Source organism: Achromobacter sp. T5-5 (assembly GCF_055397965.1).
This window is the reverse complement of the sequence record NZ_AP027919.1, coordinates 3,236,171-3,253,214: the sequence shown is the minus strand read 5'-3', so window position 1 is coordinate 3,253,214 and position 17,044 is coordinate 3,236,171. Positions and strand designations below refer to the sequence as shown.

The following is a 17,044-nucleotide window of genomic DNA, read 5'->3' as shown; positions in this document are numbered from 1 at the left end:
CTAATTGATGAGAACCACGGGGACGTGGGTGGTGTGCAGCACCTTCAAGGCCACCGACCCCAGCAGCAGGCTGCCCGCCGCGCCCAGGCCCCGCGATCCCATGACGATGTGGTCGCAGCCTTGTTCGGTGGCGTAGGCGGTGATGGTCGTGGCGATCTGCCCCACGCGCATGGCGGGCTGGTACATGACGCCTGCCTTGTCCAATGCCGCTTTCGCCTCGTTGAGCGCGGCCTTGGACTCATCATCGTAGTAGTCCTGGATCATCTCTTTGGAAATGAACGCGCGAACCGTCCCCGACACGATGGGCATCTGCACGTTCAGGAGATGGATGGTGCAGGGACCGTATTCCCGGACGTGTTCGATCATGTAGTTGACCGCGCGCAGGCAGTTTTCGGATCCGTCGATGGGGATGAGCACGTTCTTCACAATGACCTCGCGGGTTGGGGTGTCTCGGAAGACAGCCAGGGCTGTCCGGTTCCATCATGACGCATACCTTGCCGCAGCCATTGACGGCGGTCAATGTTTGCATCCGTCCTTGCCGTGCGAGGGCTCATCCATCTGGCCGGCGGGCCGCCTCAGCCAGCCAGGGGTGTCGGCGCAAATCGCAGCGTCCCCGTTTTGGCATTGACAATCGTCAACATTGGCCGGGCTCAACCGCGCAAGATGGACTCAAGGCGGGAGGCTATTCGCGGGAGGCGCTATCCGGTCATTTCCACGACGGAGACAGCCATGGCGCGCTTGCCCGATACCGCCGCAAAAACGCCAGCACAAGTCGCTGCGGATCGAATGACCGCGTGCACCCAGCAACGCCCCGCTGCTTATGCCCCCGGGAGGTCACCATGTTTCGCCGAATTGCCGTCCATTTGGATCATGGCGCCGATTGCCAGCGCCGGATCGACTTCTGCCTGCGCGTCGCGAAGGCGCACGATGCCCACCTGACCGGGATCTACGCGAGCTACGTCGCGCCGGGTTACTTCTACGATGAGGCGGGGCTTTGGGTCCGCTCCATGGACAAGGCCGTGCAGATCAATGAAAAAGCCCGCAGCGCCTTGCAGAAGTCATTCAGCCAGGCGGCCCAGGATGCCGGCGTGGCGGCCTCCTGGCGGCAGGGCGAAGCGGGCACGCCCGCGGAGTGCGCCGCCCGGCATGCGCGCTGCTCGGACATGCTGGTTGTCGGTCAGGCCAACCCTCAGGATCCCGAAGCCGCCACCGGCAACGATTTCGTCGAGCAGGTCGTGCTGTCGGCGGGGCGCCCGGTCATGGTCCTGCCCCTCGCCGGCACGTTCAACACGGTCGGCACCCGGGTGGTGTACTGCTGGGACCGTGGCCGCGAGGCGGCCCGCGCGCTGGCCGATGCGGCGCCGCTGCTGCGCCATGCCGCGGCCTTGCAGGTGCTGACCCTGGACGAAGGCGCCGACACGCGGGGCGACCGCGAGATTCCCTTTGAGGACCTTGCCGCCTACTGCTCCTGCCACGGCTTTCCGCAGCCCGAGCATGAAGACCGCGACACGCGGGATATCGATATCGGCAACGCTATCCTGACGGCGGCCGCGGACTTCAACGCCGACCTCATCGTGATGGGCGCGTATGGGCACAGCCGCATGCGCGAACTGGTCATGGGCGGCGCGACGCGCTCGCTGCTCAAGGCGATGACGGCGCCTGTGCTGTTTTCCCACTAGGCGCACGCCTCGCGCCTCCGACACGGGGGAATCCATGTACCAGCGCATCCTCGTGGCCATTGACAGTAGTCACGCCGCCGAACGCGCCTTGGCCGAAGCCATCGGGAACGCCCGGGCGTCCGGGGGCCGCCTCATCCTCGTCCACGCCCTGGAGGAACCGGCCGACGCCATAGGCGCGAATCCCTATGCGGCCGAGTACGTGCGCGGGCTGAACGAAGACACGAAACAGGCCGCGGCGGACCTGCTGGACCGGGCCCGCGACCGCGCGGCCGCAGCCGGGGTGCAGGCAGAGGCCGTGCTGCTGGAGCCGGGCGCGGCGCCGGTGGCAGAGCGGATCGTCCAGTCCGCCCGGGACCGCAAGGCCGACCTGATCGTCATGGGCACGCACGGGCGCCATGGCGTCAAGCGCGTGATGCTGGGCAGCAACGCCCATGGCGTGCTGCGGGCCGCGGACGTTCCCGTGCTATTGGTGCGGACGCCATGAGGGCGATGGTCCTGCGGGAAGCGGGGATGCCGCTGGCGCTGGAAACACGCCCGACGCCCGAGCCAGGCCCCGGCCAGGTCCGGTTGAGGGTGCTGGCGTGCGCGGTGTGCCGAACGGACCTGCACGTCGTGGATGGCGAATTGCCCGACCAGAGCTATCCGCGGATCCCCGGCCATGAAGTGGCGGGCATCGTCGAAGCGGTGGGCGCGGGCGCCGACGCCGCATTGCTGGGCCACTATGTTGGCGCCGCCTGGTTGGCGCGCACCTGCGGCCATTGCGAATTCTGCCTGGCCGGGCAGGAGAACCTCTGCGAGGAGGCACTGTTCAACGGCTACACCCGAGATGGCGGCTTTGCCACGCACATGCTGGCGGACGCGGACTACCTGTTTGCATTGCCGCGAGCGGGCGTTGCCACGCACGTGGCGCCATGGCTCTGCGCGGGGCTCATCGGGTGGCGGGCGCTGCGCGCCGCCGGCAACGCGCGCCGCGTGGGGATCTACGGGTTCGGATCGGCCGCGCAGCTCGTGACCCAGGTGTGCCGACGCCAGCAGCGGGAAGTCTATGCGTTCACCCGCCCTGGCGACGCCCCGGCGCAGCGGCACGCGCTGGCGCTGGGCGCGGACTGGGCGGGCGACAGCAGCCAGGCGCCGCCGGCGCTCCTGGACGGCGCCATCATTTTTGCCCCCGTGGGCGCGCTGGTCCCGCGCGCCCTGCAGGCCGTGCGACGCGGGGGCAGGGTGGTTTGCGCCGGCATCCACATGTCCGACATTCCGGCGTTTCCGTATCGCCTGCTCTGGGGCGAGCGCGCCGTCTCGTCCGTCGCCAACCTCACGCGCGAAGACGGCAGGGAGTTTCTCGGCAAGGCGGCAGCATGGGATTTGCGCACCGACATCCGCACCTATCGCCTTGAAGACGCCAACCGCGCCCTGGACGACCTGCGCGAAGGCCGCATCCAGGCGACGGCGGTCCTTGTCCCCTGAATGCGCCAGGCGGGGTACGTGCGGTCAGCGTCTTGATTCACTGGCCGGCCTCCCTTCGCACCGGCGTCACAAGCAGACCTCGCACGGCGCGGGCGTCCCCGTTTCCGCATCCCCCAGCACCGCGTCCAGCCCGCGCTCGGGCCGGAACAGCGTCAGTCCCTTCAGGCCGAGCCGCCACGCGGACATGAACAGGGCCTGCGCCCGCTCGACGCTGCAATCCGTCGGCACCGGGACGGTCTTGGAGATGGCGGCGTCGACAAACGGCTGCAGCGCGCCCAGCATGGCCACATGATCTTCCGGCGCGATCTGCGCCGCGGTGCGAAAGCCCGCCGGCAGGGGCGCGTGGGGATGCAGGCTGCGCCAGAGCCGCCAGGCGTGGTTTTCCACGGTCATGTCGACCGGCGTTCCGCGCAGCGTGACCCGGCGGCGGTATGCCCAGCCATAGGGCGGTTCGATGCCGTTTGAGCAGTTGTCCGCGAAGGCCAGGCTGACGCTGCCCGTCGGCGCGTAAGACACCAGATGGCTGTTGCGCAGGCCGTGTTGCCGGATTGCCGCGCGCACGCGGACCGGGAGTGCGTCGCCGATGGCGCCCGCCGTCAGATAGTCACGGGGCCGGTAAAGGGGAAACGGCTTGCGCTCGGCCGCCAATGCGGCCGATGCCGCATAGGCGCTGTCCCGCAGGCACCGCGCGACGGCGCTTGCGGCCTGCCTGCCGGATTCGCTGTCATAGCGCAGTTGCAGCATCGTGAGCATGTCGGCCAGGCCGGTCACGCCGACGCCGACCCGCCGTTTGGACAACGCCTCGGCGCGCTGGGCGGGAAGCGGCCAGCGCGTCAGGTCGATGACGTTGTCCAGCATGCGCACCTGGGTCCGGACCAGGCCGGCCAGCTTCTCCATGTCCACCTCCGCGCGGCCGCCCAGGCCGAAAGGGTGCATGACCAGGCGAGTCAGATCGATGGGGCCCAGCACGCAGCACCCGTAATCGGGCAAGGGCTGTTCGCCGCAGGGGTTGGTGGCGCGCAGGGTTTCGAGCGCGCGCAGGTTGTTGCGCCGGTTGATGGTGTCGATATACAGCAGGCCCGGCTCCGCGCTATGCACCGATTCCTGGACGATGGCGTCCCAAAGCGAACGGGCGGGCGCCAGGCCATACTGCCATTGGCCATCGTCCCGCAGAAGCGCGCCCGCCGCGATGGCCTGAGGCCCGGGCGGCGCGGGATGCACCAGGGGCCAGGGCTCGTTGCGCTGCACCGCGTCCAGGAATGCATCGGTGACCGCGACGGACACGTTGAAGGTGCGCCATCGCCGGCGCCCATGCTTGGCCCGGGCAAACGCCAGCACGTCGGGATGCGCGCAGGAAAGCACCGCCATCTGCGCTCCGCGCCGGCTGCCCTGGAATTGCAGGCTGGCGCAAGCGCTGTCGTAGCGGTCGATGGCGTCGCATACGGCCGGCGCCGCCGTCCCGGCCGCCGCGGCCACGGGCGCCAGCGCCGAGAAGTCATAGCCCACCCCGCCGCCCATGGCCAATGTCGCACAGGCCTGTTCCAGCCCGGCCTCGAAGGAGAGGGCGCCCGGGCCGCCGCCCACCGGCTGCACGAAGCAGTTCACCATGGTCGCGCAGGTGTCCGTGCCCGCATTCGCCATGATCCGGCCCGCGCCGATCGCGCCGGCCTGCATGTTGGCCAGAAACTGCCTGGCTCGGTCGGCCTGCAGCGCGGGGGGCTCGGCGAGGGCGAGCGCCGCCGCCACGCGCGCATAGATGCGCAAGGCGTCCCGCTCCCCGGGCGCCGCATAACGGTCCGCCAGCACCTGCGCGCAAATGGGTTGCACCCGCGGCACGGCGCGGCCCCCCGGCAGGTCAGGAGGTGCCTTCCGGAGACCGCACCAGCAGGACCGGCACCGTCGCTCCCCGCAAGATGCCTTCGGCGCTGCTGCCCAGCACCAGGCGCCGGGCACCCCGGCGGCCGTGCGTGCCGATGACGATCAGATCGGCTTTCCAGGCGGCGGCTTCGTCCAGCACCCGCTGTTGCACGGTCCGGTCCAGGTTCTCGTACAGGGCCGTGTCCGCTTCGATGCCTTGGGCGCGGACCGTGTTCTGCGCGGTTTCCACCAGCTTGGCGCCGTTCTTGCGCATCAGGTCCAGCAGCTCGCCGGCGTGATAGCTGTAGGCGTCGACCGTCAGCGCAAACGACAGCTCGTCGATGACGTGGATCAGGCGTATGCGCGCATGCGCCAGCTTGGCCACCCGGATGGCTTCTTGCAGGCCGAATTGGGAGGTGTCGCTTCCGTCGATGGGAACAAGGATTCTCTCGTACATGCTGGTCTCCGGTGGATGGGGCGTGCCACCAGTATCAGCGCACGCGCACGCCGGATATTGATTCCGGTCAATCTACGCATCGGGAAACGCCAACTGCCTAGAGGGAAGCCTGTTTCATGCGGCCCGACAGCGCGGCGGCCGTTTCCTTGCGCTCGCTGTAGCGGTCCACCAGATACGGCGCGACGTCCCGCGTGAGCAGGGTGAACTTCATCAACTCCTCCACGACGTCGACCAGGCGGTCATAGTAAGGGGAGGGCTTCATCCGGCCCGCGTCGTCAAACTCCTGGTAGGCCTTGGCCACCGAGGACTGATTGGGAATGGTCAGCATGCGCATCCAGCGCCCCAGCACGCGCATCTGGTTCACGGCGTTGAAGGATTGCGACCCGCCCGAGACCTGCATGACGGCAAGGGTCTTGCCCTGGGTGGGCCGCAACGCGCCCACCGACAACGGTATCCAATCGATCTGCGTCTTCATCAGGCCCGTCATGGCGCCGTGCCGCTCCGGCGAACTCCAGATCATGCCTTCGGACCACTGGACCAGCTCGTGCAGTTCCCGGACCTTGGGATGATCGTCGGTGGCGTCATCCACCAGCGGCAGCCCGGAGGGGTTGTACAACCGGGCCTCGCCGCCGAGCGCCTGCACCAGCCTGGCGGCTTCCTCGGCGGCCAGGCGGCTGTAGGACCGCACGCGCAGGGACCCGTAGAGCAGCAGGATGCGGGGGGCATGCGCGGCGCGCACCGGGGCGTAGAGCTTGCCGGTATCGGGCGGTGCGAACAGGGCGGGATCGATATTGGGCAGGTCGGTCGCCGTCTCAGACACGGTTTCCCTCCGCGTCGATGAGCGGCTCGCCGTCTTCCTTGTTGAAGGCGCCGCGCTGCGGCTGGGGCAGGATGTCCAGGACCGTCTCCGACGGGCGGCACAGCCGGGTGCCCAGCGGGGTGGTCACGATGGGGCGATTGATCAGGATCGGATGCTGGAGCATGAAACCGATCAACGCATCCTCGGTCCAGGCGGGATCCGAGAGCCCGAGTTCGTCGTACGGCGTGCCTTTCTGGCGCAGCAGGTCTCGCGCCGGCATTCCCATGGCATGGAGCAGCGACCGCAAGGTATCGGCGTCGGGCGGCGTTTTCAGGTATTCGATGATGGTCGGTTCCGCGCCGCTATTGCGGATGAGCCCAAGCACGTTGCGCGACGTGCCGCAGGCGGGGTTGTGATAGATCGTGATGGAACTCATGACTTGTCTCTGTTGAGGGTGCGGGAATGGATGTCAAAGGGGGCCGCATGCCGCGGCAGGGCGGCTGGCCCTTCCGCGTCATTGCCGCGGGATACCGGCCTCGTACCATCCCTTGCTTCGATTGACGATGCGCACGACGAGCAGCATGACCGGCACCTCGATGAGCACGCCGACCACGGTCGCCAGCGCGGCGCCCGACTGGAAGCCGAACAGGCTGATCGCGGCGGCGACGGCCAGTTCGAAAAAGTTGGACGCGCCGATCAGCGCCGACGGGCACGCAATGCTGTGTTTTTCGCCCACGCGGCGATTGAGCCAGTACGCCAGGCCCGAATTGAAAAACACCTGGATGAGGATGGGAACGGCCAGCATGGCAATCACCAGCGGCTGGCCGATGATGGCTTCGCCCTGGAAGGCGAACAGCAGCACCAGCGTCAGCAGCAGGGCCGCCATCGAAAACGGCCCGATGCGCGCCAACGCCGCGTCGAACGCCGCCTGGCCGCGACGCAGCAGCGCCCGGCGCCAGACCTGGGCAAGGATGACCGGAATCACGATGTACAGTCCCACCGACACCAGCAAGGTGTCCCACGGCACGGTGATGGCGGACAGGCCCAGCAACAGTCCGACCACGGGCGCGAAGGCGAACACCATGATCGTGTCGTTCAGCGCCACCTGAGAGAGCGTGAAAACGGGGTCTCCGCCGGTCAGCCGGCTCCAGACGAAGACCATCGCGGTGCAGGGCGCCGCCGCCAGCAGGATCAGGCCCGCGATGTAGCTATCCAGCTGGTCGGCGGGCAGCCACGGCGAAAAGACCTGGCGGATGAACAGCCAGCCCAGGAACGCCATGGAGAACGGCTTGACGGCCCAGTTGATGAACAGCGTGACGCCGATGCCTCGCCAGTGCTGCCTGACCTGGCCCAGCGCGCCAAAATCCACCTTGAGCAGCATCGGAATGATCATCACCCAGATCAACACGCCCACGGGCAGATTGACCTGGGCGACTTCCATGCGCCCGATGGCCTGGAAGACCGTCGGCATGGCCTGGCCGAGGATCACGCCCGACACGATGCACAGGAAGACCCATACCGTGAGGTAGCGCTCGAAAACGTTCATGCCGGGGCGCTGGCGTGGCGCCGGCGCCGATGCCGCGTTTGTGCTCGCGTTTGTGCCCGCGTTTGTGCTGGACGACATCGATTCACTCCCCCGATTGGCCGATGCCGCGCAGCTTGTGCTGGAGCGACAGGGCATCCAGGCGGTCCAGCGGCAAGGACAGGAAGAGTTCGATGCGCCGCTTGAGCATGCGGGCCGCATCGTGAAAGGCCTTGAGGCGTTCTTCTTCGCTGCCTTCATGGGCGGCGGGGTCCGACACGCCCCAATGCGCGGTCATCGGCTGGCCGGGCCATACCGGGCAGACTTCGCCCGCGGCGTTGTCGCACACGGTGATGATGAAGTCCATTTTCGGGGCATCGGGCGCCGCGAACTCGTCCCAGCTTTTACTGCGATAGCCCGCCGTGGGCAGCGAATACGATCCCAGCGTGGCGATGGCCAGGGGATGGACCTCGCCCTTGGGCGAACTGCCGGCGGAGTAGGCGCGGAAGCGGTCGCCGCCCAGGCCATTGAGCAGCCCTTCGGCCAGGATGGAGCGTGCGGAGTTGCCGGTGCAGAGAAAGAGCACATTGAAAGGGGAGTGCGACATGGGGTGGTCCTAGCAGCAGGGGGAAGCAGAATTCGGGTTGGGGACGCAGCAACCGGCCGGAGCCGGCGCTTGGGTTTTGACTCGGGCAGGGGCTGCCGGCGGACAGCAGGCGGGCGTCTGCGGCTGGCTGGCAGCCGTGCCGTGCGATTCGCCAAAGACGGGAATCGTGCCCAGGGTGTGGAAGTGTTCCCACGCCAGCCCCTGGGGGTCGGTGATCCAGTATTTCTCGCTGCGCGCGTAGCAGCAGGCCGTTTCACCCTGGTCCTGCAGGGACAGGGCGGCGGCATTGGCCCGGGACTTCAGCGCGGCCAGCTCGTCGGCGCTGTCGGCCTGTATGCCGAAATGGTCGACGCCCTGGGTATTGCCGCGGGTCGAGATCGCAAAATTGACCGGTGGATCGTCCAGCATCCACTTTGCGTAATCAGATTCGACGCGGGCCGGCTCGCAGGCGAACAGCCGGGAGTAGAAACCGATGTTCGCGGAGAGGTCATCGACGTGCAGGTGAACGTGAAAGCGCTTCATGGAAAGCTCCTGATCAGCAGGTCGTGCAGGCGCCCGGGGCGGACGCCTCGCAAGATTCGCCCTGGCAGCAGTGTTCGGTGAGATAGCCGAGCAATCCATTCATGCGCGAGAAATCGGCGCGGTAAATCAGATTGCGTCCTTGTTGCTCGACGCTGACCAGGCCGGCGTGGGCAAGCTCTTTCAGATGGAAAGACAGCGTGTTTCGCGCGACCTCAAGCTGGTCCGCCAACACGCTGGGCGTCAATCCGGGCGGCCCGGCCACGACCAGGGCGCGGAATGTCCGCAATCGTTGGGGATGGGCTAGGGCGCCGAGCGCCATGATGGCTTGGTCTTCGTTCATGAGTCGATAATACAACGATTATTGAATTATTAGCGAATGGAAAAGCGCGGGCGCGGGACGGGATCCCGGCCCGCGCCAACCGAGTCAATAGGCAGCGCGATAGATTTGCAGGGCCTGGACCTCGTCTATCGGCAGCGGATTGTTCATCAGCAGGCGCTGCTGGTCCATGGCGGCGCTGGCCAACCCGGGCAGGTCCGCCTCGCCGATACCGACGGCGCGCAGGCCCTGTGGCAGTTCGGCCTGACGGATCAGGTCTTCCAGAAAGGCGATGAAGGCGGCCGCGCCTGCTGCCGCGTCGGCGGCGGGCGGCAGGCCCACGGCCTGTCCCAGCTCTGCGTAGAGGGGCGCCGCCGCCTGCGCGTTGAAATGCAGCACGGCGGGCAGCACCAGCGCGTTCGACAGCCCGTGCGGCACATGGAAAATGCCGCCGATCGGATAGGCCAAGGCATGAACGCCGCCCACAGGGGCATTGGCGAAGGCCTGGCCCGCCAGCATGGCGCCCAGCAGCATGTCCGAACGCGCCTGCAGATTGGCGCCGTCGCGGCAGACCGTAATCAGGTTGGCGGAGAGCAGTTTCAGGGCCAGGATGGCCAGATGATCGGACAAGGGGTTCTTCAGGCGCTTGCTGGTGTAGGCCTCGATGGCATGCACCATGGCGTCCACGCCGGTGGCGGCGGTGGCCGAAGACGGCAGGCCGACGGTCAGTTCGGCGTCCAGGAAGGCCGCATCGGCGTACAACTGCGGCGCGACCACGCCGCTTTTCGTGGTGGCGCCCGTGGTCACGATGGAAATGGGCGTGACTTCCGAGCCGGTGCCGGCCGTGGTCGGCACCTGGATCAGCGGCAGGCGCGAGCCGGTGACCTGATTGATGCCGTACATGGCCGACAGGGGCTGCTCGCTCTTGCATAGCACGGCCACCAGCTTGGCGACGTCCATCGACGAACCGCCGCCAAAGCCGATGACCACGTCGGCATTGAACTGGCGCGCGCGCTCGGCGGCGGCCTGGACCACGGCTTCGGGCGGGTCGGCGACGACGTCGTCGATGACCAGGGTTTGCCAGCCGTGGTCGGCCAGGCTGTCCAGCGCCGGCGCCAGCGCGCCGCTGCGGTGCAAAAATGCGTCGGTTACCAGCACGGCTCGCGCGCCGGCATGACGCTCGCGCAGCAGGGCGCCCAAGCGGCGGGCCAGGCCAGGTTCAACAAGGATGTGGGCGACGGTCTGGAAGGAGAAGGCGGACATGGGATCAGGAGAGTTCGTTGATGATGGTTTGCGCCACGTCTTCCAGCGAGGATCGCGTGGCCATGGCGCGGCCCTGGATACGGCGGTGCGCTTCGTGTTCGGTAATGCCCTCGCGGGCGATCAGCAGGGTTTTCGCGGTGGCGACCTTGCTGACGGCGGCGTAACGGTCTTCGAGCTTGCGCACGTGGGCCAGCGTGGCGGCCTGCTGGCGCCAGGCGGTGCGGGCCAGCAGGAGCTGGGTCAGGAGACCGAAGGGCCGGATGGGGCGTTCGATGACGCCGGTGCAGCCGCTTTGCAGCACCAGTTGCAACGTGGCCGGGTTTTCGTATTCGACGATGCCGACCAACGGCGGGCTCAGCTCGTTCAAGCCGTCGGCCAGCTTCTGGATCGCGTCGCGCTGGTCTTCCTCGATGGGCAGGACCACCACGTCGGCGTCGGCGCCAAGCTTTTCGGGCAGCGGCCATTGCTGGGTCGGCACGCACCCGATCCGCTTCAAATGCGACATCAACAGGCGCGACTCGGCGTCTTGCGGGTGCAGAACCAGCACACGCAGGCCATTGAGTTCACGCAGCGCCGTGGTGCTGCGGCCGGGCCGGGTCGGGGGAGCGGTCACGGTAGCGCCAGGGCCTCAGGGTCCAGCGCGTGGTCAACCAGGTAAGGCACCGGCCGCACCGCGGCACGCGCGGCATAAATGATTTCAAATTGCCGCTGGGCATTGATGCGGGCGATGCGTGGCCAGAGCGAGGTGTGCTGCGTGTCGCCGTCTATGGTGACCAGGCCCTGCGGCGCCTCGAACTGGGCGCCGTCCAGCGCCCGCACCAGATCGGGCGGGGCCAGGCTGCCGGCCTGGCGCGCGGCCAGGGCAACCAGATGCACCTGGAAATACGCGGCCTCGGCGCCAGCCGTGATCGGGCTGTCTTCACCGAAGCGGGCGCGATAGGCCTGGGCAAAGCGTCGGCTGGGCTCGGTGTCCAGGGTGGCGAAATACGGCGCGGCCGTGATGTGCCCTTCGGCCTGTTCGGCGGTCAGCGCGGCGACGTCGGTCTCGTTGGTGGCGAGGCTGACGATGGGCATGCGGGCCGGATCCAGGCCCAGTTCGCGGTAGGCACGATACAGCTTGACGATGTCACGCCCGACCATCGTCGAGTAAATGGCGTCCGGGCAAAGCGCCACCGCGCGCTTTAGCACCTGGGTCACGTCCTCCTGCGGGGCGTTCAGCGGCAGATAGACCTCGTCGACCACCTCGCCGCCCGCCTGTTCATATAGCTCGCGCATGATGCGGTTGGACTCGCGGGGGTAGACATACTGGCCGCCAATGAAGAACACCCGGTTGCCAAAGTGCCGGATGACATAGCTGGCCAGTTGCACCGAGTTCTGATTGGGCACCGAGCCGCTGTAGAAGCAGTTCGGGGAATACTCGAAGCCTTCGTACAGCGTGGCGTAGAACAGCAGCGCGCGGCGGCTTTCGATGACGGGCAGCACCGCCTTGCGGGTGCTGGACATATGCGTGCCGAAGATCAGCGGCACGCGCTGCACGTCGCACAGCCACTCGGCGGCCTGGCGGTAGTCGGGCGGCTGCGCGCCGACCTGGGCGCGCACCGGGATCAGCGGCACGCCGGCAATGCCGCCGGCGGCATTGACCTCGTCGATGGCCAGCAGGGTGGCGTTTTCCTGGGTGACCTCGGTGGCCGCCGTCAGGCTTTCGTGCGAAAACAGCAGGCCGACCCGATGACCGTGTGCGGGGCTCACAGCGCCGTCCAGTCGAGCAAACGCTCGAAAGCATGGGCGGCGCGGTACAGCGTCGATTCGTCGAAATGACGGCCGATCAGCATCATGCCGACCGGCAGGCCATCGCGCAGGGCGCAGGGCACGGAAATGGCCGGGTGGCCAGTGACGTCGAAGGGCGCGGTGTTGGCGTTCATCTCAAGGGCGCGGGTCACGAAGAGGTCGGGCGCCGCGCCGGCATCGATGAGGCGCGGCGCGCGCATCGGCACCGTCGGCATCAGCAGCACGTCGACGCGGGCCAATGCCTGATCATAGGCCTGGCGCAGGCGGCGCGCGAGGTTTTGCGCCTTGCCATAGTACTGGCCGCCGTAGCGCGCGTAGAAATACTCGCCAGCCAGCAGGCAGGTCTTGACGTCGTGGGGGAACTCGTCGGCGTGGTCGCGCCAGTGGCGCTGCGCCTGCATCAGGCCGGTCACGTACAGGCCCTTCCAGTTGGTGCCGTAGTTGAAGCCCTTCATCTGCTGGGTCGTGCCTTCGACGGCGATCGGCGTCCAGATCGCGTGGCCCTTGCGGTGCAGGGGCACCGGCAGCTCGATGACCTCGGCGCCCAGCGCGGCCAGTTCGGCGGCGGCCCGGCGCACGCCGTCGTCGACCTCGGGTTCGCTGTTGTGCCAGCCAAAGCCTTCGGGCACCACCCCGATGCGCAAGCCCTTGAGCGGCTGGCCCAGCGCGTCGCAATAGGCGGGGCGCCCGGCCGGCAGGTTCTGCTGGCGCGGATCCAGGCCATCGGCGCCCGCGATGGCGTCCAGCAGCAAGGCGTTGTCGGCCACCGTGGCGGTCATGATGCCGGCGTGGTCCAGCGTCATTTCAATCGGCATGATGCCGGTGTAGGGAATGAGGCCATGAGTGGGCTTCATGCCATAAATGCCGGAGTACGCGGCGGGAATGCGCACCGATCCGCCCTGATCGGTGCCGATCGCCATGTCGGCTTCGCCCGCGCCGACCAGGGCCGCCGCGCCCGAGGAGGAGCCGCCCGCCGAATGGTCGGGGTTGCGCGGATTGCGCACGGGGCCCGCGGCATTGGTATGGCTGCTGCCCGACACGCAGAAATACTCGCAGTGCGCTTTGCCCACGATGCGGCCGCCCGCGTCCAGGATGCGGGTGGCGACCGTCGCGTCCTGGTCGGGCACATAGCCGCGCAGCGTGGCCGCGCCGTTCATCATGGGCACGCCGGCCAGGCACACATTGTCCTTGAGCACCACGCGCTTACCGGCCAGCGGGCCGCCGGGGCGGCCATCGATGTCGGTGCGCACATACCAGGCGTTGAGCGGGTTGTCTTCGGGCTGCTCGCCCGGCGTGCGCGGATAGCGCACGACCGGGGGCTGGTCGATCAAGGCATCGACCTGGTCATAGTCGGCAAACGTGGCCTCCAGAATGCGGTCGTAGGCCCGCAGTGTGGCGTCGTCCAGATTCAGGCCGATGCGGCGCGCGGCCTGGTCCAGCGCTTCCAGAGTGGGACGGGGAAGGGACATCTCGGATTCCGTATCAGGATTGCAGACCGCCGAAACGCCGGGCGATCTCTTGGGGAGTGGTGGTGGCGGTGGGAACGTCGGCGATCAGCTCGCCTTTTTCCAGCACCAGGATTCGATCGGACAACGCGCACAGAAAGTCGATGTCCTGTTCGACCAGCAGGATGGCAATGCCATGCGAGGCGCGCAGGGTCTGCAAGGCTTCGACGATTTCATCGCAGATCGAGGGCTGGATGCCTTCGGTGGGTTCGTCCAGCAGCATGAGCCGGGGCTCGCCGCACAGGCAGCGGGCCAGCGCCAGCAGTTGCTGCTCGCCGCCCGACAGGCTGCCGCCCGGGCGGTCCAGCAGGCGCTGCAGGCGCGGAAAAACCGTCAGCACCGAAGCGATCCTGGCGTCGGCCTCGCGCAGATTCTTCACGCAGCCCATGCGCAGGTTCTCGGCCACGCTCAGCGCTGGGAAGATCTGCCGCCCCTGGGGCACGAAGCCCAGGCCCTGGCGGGCCCGCGCGTGCGGCGCCAGCGCGCCTATCTTTCGTTCGCCCAGCGTCAGCTCGCCGCCGGTGAGCGGCAGTTCGCCCATCAGCGCGCGCAGCAGCGTGGTCTTGCCCATGCCGTTGCGGCCCAGGATGCCGGTGAATTCTCCGGCGGCCATCTGGAAACTGACGCCATGCAGCACCGGGATGCGGCCGTAGCCGGCTTTCAGATCATGCGCGTGGAGCATGCGTTTCTCCTTGCTTGCCCAGATAGGCGGCGCGCACGCCCGCGTGCGCCATGATGTCGTCGAAACTGCCTTCCGCCAGCACTTCGCCCTGGTTGAAAACGGTGATGCGGCCCGCGATCAGGCGGATGAAGGCCATGTCATGCTCGACCACGACGACGGTGCTGTGGCGGTTGATGGCCGCGATCACCTCGGCGGTCCTGCGCACTTCCTGGTGCGTCATGCCGGCCGCCGGTTCATCCAGCAGAACCAGTTCGGGCCGCGATGCCAGGATCATGCCCAGCTCGACCCACTGGCGTTGACCGTGGGCCAGCGCGTTGACGGGCGTGGCGGCCTGCGCCTGCAGGCCGATCTCGGCCAGCACTTGGGCGGCGATCTCGGCCGGCGCACCCTCGGCGCGCCGCGCGGCCGCCAGCCGCAGGTTCTCGCGCACGTCCAGGCCTTCGAAGACGCTGGGCACCTGGGTCTTGATGCCGATGCCCAGCCGCGCCACTTCGTGCGTCGCCAGGCCGCGCAGGGGTTGGCCCTTGAAGCGGATCTCGCCGTGGGTCGGGCGCAACTGTCCCGACAGCATCTTGAAGAAAGTGCTCTTCCCGGCGCCATTGGGACCGATCAGGCAGCGCACCTCGCCCAGTTCCAGGCGGAAATCGACTTCACGCACCGCGTGCACGCCGCCAAAACTTACGCCCAGGCCCTGGGTTTCCAACAAAAGCGTACTCATGCCTGCTCCTTCGGCGAGCGCAACAGACGGCGGGCGGCGTCGGCCACCGTCGGCGCCAGGCCCCGGGGGATCAACAGCACAAACAGGATGAGGATCACCCCGAGCACGAGGCCGGTGTCCACGGTGTGCTGTGCGCCCAGTTGCGTGACCATGGCTTGCAGCGCCACGCACGCGATGACGGGACCGATCAGGGTGCCGCGTCCGCCGACAATCACCCAGATGATGATCTGCGCCGACTGCGACAGGCCGAAGACGCCGGGACTGACGAACGCGCCCCAGTTCGCGTACAGCATGCCCGCCAGCCCGGCCAGCGCGCCGCCCAGCGTAAAGGCGGCCAGCTTGTACAGGCTGGCGTCGTAGCCCAGCAGCAGGGCGCGCTGTTCGTTCTCGCGCACCGCGGCGACCACGCGTCCAAGGCGCGACGCCATGACGGCGCGCAGGCCGAAATAGGCCGCGATCAGGAGCAAGGCAGCCAGCGTGAAGCTGCCTTCCGGAGACAGCGGTTCGGCCGCGCCGGGCAAGGTCAGCGGCGGGATCGACGGAATGCCGTTGAAGCCGCCCAGCAGGGCCTCGCCGATGCGATAGCTGTCGCCCGACGTGGAATTCATCAAGTTAAAGAGGATCAGCGTCACGGCCAGCGTGATGACGCCCAGGTACACGTCGCTGATCTTGCCGTAGAACATGAAATAGCCGAGCAGCGCGGCAAAGGCCGCCGGCACGGCGACAGCCAGCGCCATGGCCCCCAGGCCCGGCCCGAAGTTGAAGGCGCCGACCGCCCAGGCATAGGCGCCCAGGCCAAAGAAGGCCGCCTGTCCAAAGCACAGGATGCCGCCATGCCCCCAGACAAAAGCCAGGCTCAAGGCCAGCAGGGCCATGACCAGGTAGACGGTCATGGACAGCAGGCTGAACATATCGACGACGGTGGGCAGGAACACCGCGGCCGCGATGGCCACGGCGCCCAGCCCCAGAGAAATCACGGGTACACGCATCAGATTGCTCGCTTGAAGAATCGGCCGGTGATGCCTTGCGGCAGCAGACGGATCAGCACGATGGCGGCCAGCAGCAGCGCCACCTGGCCGTAGACCGGCGTGGCCAGAAACGTCACGCCCTGGCTGATGGCGCCGAAAAAGCCCGAGGCGCTTACCGTGCCGGCGATGACGGCGCTGCCCCCGCTGATCACCGTGATGAAGGCCTTGGCGATATAGGCCGCGCCGATGGTCGGGATGACGCCGGTCAACGGCGCCAGCACGGCTCCGGCCATGCCGGACAAGGCCGCGCCCAGGCCGAAGGTCAGCTTGTAGACGCCATTGGGGTTCATGCCCAGGGCATTGGCCATGGCCGCGTTCTGCATGCAGGCGCGGGCACGCAGGCCGAAGTCGGTAAAGCGCAGCAAGCACCACAGCGCCACCATGACGCCCGCGGCCAACGCGATCAGAAAGAGGGTGTAGCCGCTGGCCTGGCGCGTGCCGATGGCAACGCCGCCCAAGGGCGAAGATATCCCGACGGTGGTGTTGCCGAAGACCATGGTGGCCAGGCCGATGACCGCCAGCGACAGCCCCCACGTGGCGAGCATGGTGTCTATCATGCGCCCATAGAGGTGACGCACCAGCAGGTGTTCAACCAGCACGCCAAACAGGCCGACGGCCAGCGGCGCCAGGACCAGCATGGAAATCCAGATCGGCACGCCCCATTGATTGGTGGCCAGGATGGCGACATAGCCGCCCAGCATCATGAACTCGCCATGCGCGAGGTTGATGATCTTCATCATCCCGAATACCACCGCCAAACCGACGCTCAAGAGCGCCAGGATGGCGATCGCACCCAGGATATCGATGGCATAGATGACAACGATATCCATGGATCGC

At 67.6% G+C, this 17,044-nt stretch carries 20 protein-coding genes; 3 read left to right on the top strand and 17 right to left on the bottom strand.

Going from position 1 to position 17,044, the window contains the following annotated elements:
- On the bottom strand, positions 1 to 426 hold the full coding sequence (locus ACZ50Q_RS14790; RefSeq protein WP_464078794.1) for a universal stress protein: 426 nt from the start codon (positions 424 to 426) through the stop codon (positions 1 to 3).
- A 413-nt stretch (positions 427 to 839) separates the two neighbouring features.
- On the opposite strand from ACZ50Q_RS14790, the gene ACZ50Q_RS14785 reads away from it, so the two are divergent.
- The 3 genes from ACZ50Q_RS14785 to ACZ50Q_RS14775 are packed head-to-tail and all read left to right on the top strand — an operon-like array spanning position 840 to position 3,143.
- Complete coding sequence (locus ACZ50Q_RS14785; RefSeq protein WP_092576000.1) at positions 840 to 1,679, top strand: universal stress protein; 840 nt, start codon at positions 840 to 842, stop codon at positions 1,677 to 1,679.
- 34 nt (positions 1,680 to 1,713) lie between these two features.
- Positions 1,714 to 2,163, top strand: coding sequence for a universal stress protein (locus tag ACZ50Q_RS14780; RefSeq protein WP_464078793.1), 450 nt, complete (start codon positions 1,714 to 1,716; stop codon positions 2,161 to 2,163).
- Positions 2,160 to 3,143: a zinc-dependent alcohol dehydrogenase family protein gene (locus ACZ50Q_RS14775; RefSeq protein ID WP_464078792.1), complete on the top strand. Its 984-nt coding sequence runs from the start codon at positions 2,160 to 2,162 to the stop codon at positions 3,141 to 3,143. The genes ACZ50Q_RS14780 and ACZ50Q_RS14775 overlap by 4 nt, the downstream gene beginning before the upstream one ends.
- Positions 3,144 to 3,209: 66 nt before the next feature.
- Here the strand turns inward: ACZ50Q_RS14775 and ACZ50Q_RS14770 are convergent, their stop codons facing one another.
- From ACZ50Q_RS14770 to ACZ50Q_RS14695, 16 genes are all read right to left on the bottom strand, one after another.
- Positions 3,210 to 4,970, bottom strand: coding sequence for an adenosylcobalamin-dependent ribonucleoside-diphosphate reductase (locus ACZ50Q_RS14770; RefSeq protein ID WP_464078791.1), 1,761 nt, complete (start codon positions 4,968 to 4,970; stop codon positions 3,210 to 3,212).
- Positions 4,971 to 4,998: 28 nt separating this feature from the next.
- A complete protein-coding gene (locus tag ACZ50Q_RS14765; protein WP_076520865.1) occupies positions 4,999 to 5,457 on the bottom strand; it encodes a universal stress protein in 459 nt (152 codons plus the stop codon).
- Positions 5,458 to 5,554: 97 nt separating this feature from the next.
- Positions 5,555 to 6,277, bottom strand: a complete 723-nt coding sequence (arsH, locus tag ACZ50Q_RS14760; RefSeq protein WP_092576011.1) for an arsenical resistance protein ArsH — start codon at positions 6,275 to 6,277, stop codon at positions 5,555 to 5,557.
- Positions 6,270 to 6,692, bottom strand: a complete 423-nt coding sequence (gene arsC / locus ACZ50Q_RS14755; RefSeq protein ID WP_092576014.1) for an arsenate reductase (glutaredoxin) — start codon at positions 6,690 to 6,692, stop codon at positions 6,270 to 6,272. Before arsC ends, arsH begins: the two co-directional genes overlap by 8 nt.
- Before the next feature lie 78 nt (positions 6,693 to 6,770).
- Positions 6,771 to 7,802, bottom strand: a complete 1,032-nt coding sequence (gene arsB / locus ACZ50Q_RS14750; RefSeq protein ID WP_092576016.1) for an ACR3 family arsenite efflux transporter — start codon at positions 7,800 to 7,802, stop codon at positions 6,771 to 6,773.
- An 82-nt stretch (positions 7,803 to 7,884) separates the two neighbouring features.
- On the bottom strand, positions 7,885 to 8,385 hold the full coding sequence (locus ACZ50Q_RS14745) for an arsenate reductase ArsC (RefSeq protein WP_464078790.1): 501 nt from the start codon (positions 8,383 to 8,385) through the stop codon (positions 7,885 to 7,887).
- A 9-nt stretch (positions 8,386 to 8,394) separates the two neighbouring features.
- Positions 8,395 to 8,907 carry an ArsI/CadI family heavy metal resistance metalloenzyme gene (locus tag ACZ50Q_RS14740; protein ID WP_464078789.1) on the bottom strand — a complete coding sequence of 171 codons (513 nt, stop codon included), beginning with the start codon at positions 8,905 to 8,907 and terminating at the stop codon, positions 8,395 to 8,397.
- Between the two features lie 13 nt (positions 8,908 to 8,920).
- Positions 8,921 to 9,247: an ArsR/SmtB family transcription factor gene (locus tag ACZ50Q_RS14735; protein WP_464078788.1), complete on the bottom strand. Its 327-nt coding sequence runs from the start codon at positions 9,245 to 9,247 to the stop codon at positions 8,921 to 8,923.
- Between the two features lie 84 nt (positions 9,248 to 9,331).
- Complete coding sequence (locus ACZ50Q_RS14730; protein WP_464078787.1) at positions 9,332 to 10,486, bottom strand: iron-containing alcohol dehydrogenase; 1,155 nt, start codon at positions 10,484 to 10,486, stop codon at positions 9,332 to 9,334.
- 4 nt (positions 10,487 to 10,490) lie between these two features.
- Positions 10,491 to 11,099: an ANTAR domain-containing response regulator gene (locus ACZ50Q_RS14725; RefSeq protein WP_092576035.1), complete on the bottom strand. Its 609-nt coding sequence runs from the start codon at positions 11,097 to 11,099 to the stop codon at positions 10,491 to 10,493.
- Complete coding sequence (locus ACZ50Q_RS14720; RefSeq protein ID WP_464078786.1) at positions 11,096 to 12,235, bottom strand: transporter substrate-binding domain-containing protein; 1,140 nt, start codon at positions 12,233 to 12,235, stop codon at positions 11,096 to 11,098. Before ACZ50Q_RS14720 ends, ACZ50Q_RS14725 begins: the two co-directional genes overlap by 4 nt.
- Positions 12,232 to 13,743, bottom strand: coding sequence for an amidase (locus ACZ50Q_RS14715; RefSeq protein ID WP_464078785.1), 1,512 nt, complete (start codon positions 13,741 to 13,743; stop codon positions 12,232 to 12,234). The genes ACZ50Q_RS14720 and ACZ50Q_RS14715 overlap by 4 nt, the downstream gene beginning before the upstream one ends.
- Positions 13,744 to 13,756: 13 nt before the next feature.
- Positions 13,757 to 14,461, bottom strand: coding sequence for an ABC transporter ATP-binding protein (locus tag ACZ50Q_RS14710; RefSeq protein ID WP_464078784.1), 705 nt, complete (start codon positions 14,459 to 14,461; stop codon positions 13,757 to 13,759).
- Positions 14,445 to 15,179 (bottom strand): ATP-binding cassette domain-containing protein, encoded by a 735-nt coding sequence (locus ACZ50Q_RS14705; RefSeq protein WP_464078783.1) that lies wholly within the window; start codon positions 15,177 to 15,179, stop codon positions 14,445 to 14,447. Before ACZ50Q_RS14705 ends, ACZ50Q_RS14710 begins: the two co-directional genes overlap by 17 nt.
- Positions 15,176 to 16,168, bottom strand: a complete 993-nt coding sequence (locus tag ACZ50Q_RS14700) for an ABC transporter permease subunit (RefSeq protein WP_092576049.1) — start codon at positions 16,166 to 16,168, stop codon at positions 15,176 to 15,178. The genes ACZ50Q_RS14705 and ACZ50Q_RS14700 overlap by 4 nt, the downstream gene beginning before the upstream one ends.
- A complete protein-coding gene (locus tag ACZ50Q_RS14695; protein ID WP_076520848.1) occupies positions 16,168 to 17,037 on the bottom strand; it encodes an ABC transporter permease subunit in 870 nt (289 codons plus the stop codon). Before ACZ50Q_RS14695 ends, ACZ50Q_RS14700 begins: the two co-directional genes overlap by 1 nt.
- Positions 17,038 to 17,044: the final 7 nt, after the last annotated feature.

What these genes read in the sequence shown, in the direction of transcription:
- ACZ50Q_RS14785 (WP_092576000.1), top strand. Translation starts at nt 840, where the DNA reads ATGTTTCGCCGAATTGCCGTCCATTTGGATCATGGCGCCGATTGCCAG.
- ACZ50Q_RS14780 (WP_464078793.1), top strand. Translation starts at nt 1,714, where the DNA reads ATGTACCAGCGCATCCTCGTGGCCATTGACAGTAGTCACGCCGCCGAA.
- ACZ50Q_RS14775 (WP_464078792.1), top strand. Translation starts at nt 2,160, where the DNA reads ATGAGGGCGATGGTCCTGCGGGAAGCGGGGATGCCGCTGGCGCTGGAA.
- ACZ50Q_RS14765 (WP_076520865.1), bottom strand. Translation starts at nt 5,457, where the DNA reads ATGTACGAGAGAATCCTTGTTCCCATCGACGGAAGCGACACCTCCCAA.
- arsC (WP_092576014.1), bottom strand. Translation starts at nt 6,692, where the DNA reads ATGAGTTCCATCACGATCTATCACAACCCCGCCTGCGGCACGTCGCGC.
- arsB (WP_092576016.1), bottom strand. Translation starts at nt 7,802, where the DNA reads ATGAACGTTTTCGAGCGCTACCTCACGGTATGGGTCTTCCTGTGCATC.
- ACZ50Q_RS14745 (WP_464078790.1), bottom strand. Translation starts at nt 8,385, where the DNA reads ATGTCGCACTCCCCTTTCAATGTGCTCTTTCTCTGCACCGGCAACTCC.
- ACZ50Q_RS14740 (WP_464078789.1), bottom strand. Translation starts at nt 8,907, where the DNA reads ATGAAGCGCTTTCACGTTCACCTGCACGTCGATGACCTCTCCGCGAAC.
- ACZ50Q_RS14735 (WP_464078788.1), bottom strand. Translation starts at nt 9,247, where the DNA reads ATGAACGAAGACCAAGCCATCATGGCGCTCGGCGCCCTAGCCCATCCC.
- ACZ50Q_RS14730 (WP_464078787.1), bottom strand. Translation starts at nt 10,486, where the DNA reads ATGTCCGCCTTCTCCTTCCAGACCGTCGCCCACATCCTTGTTGAACCT.
- ACZ50Q_RS14715 (WP_464078785.1), bottom strand. Translation starts at nt 13,743, where the DNA reads ATGTCCCTTCCCCGTCCCACTCTGGAAGCGCTGGACCAGGCCGCGCGC.
- ACZ50Q_RS14710 (WP_464078784.1), bottom strand. Translation starts at nt 14,461, where the DNA reads ATGCTCCACGCGCATGATCTGAAAGCCGGCTACGGCCGCATCCCGGTG.
- ACZ50Q_RS14705 (WP_464078783.1), bottom strand. Translation starts at nt 15,179, where the DNA reads ATGAGTACGCTTTTGTTGGAAACCCAGGGCCTGGGCGTAAGTTTTGGC.
- ACZ50Q_RS14700 (WP_092576049.1), bottom strand. Translation starts at nt 16,168, where the DNA reads ATGCGTGTACCCGTGATTTCTCTGGGGCTGGGCGCCGTGGCCATCGCG.
- ACZ50Q_RS14695 (WP_076520848.1), bottom strand. Translation starts at nt 17,037, where the DNA reads ATGGATATCGTTGTCATCTATGCCATCGATATCCTGGGTGCGATCGCC.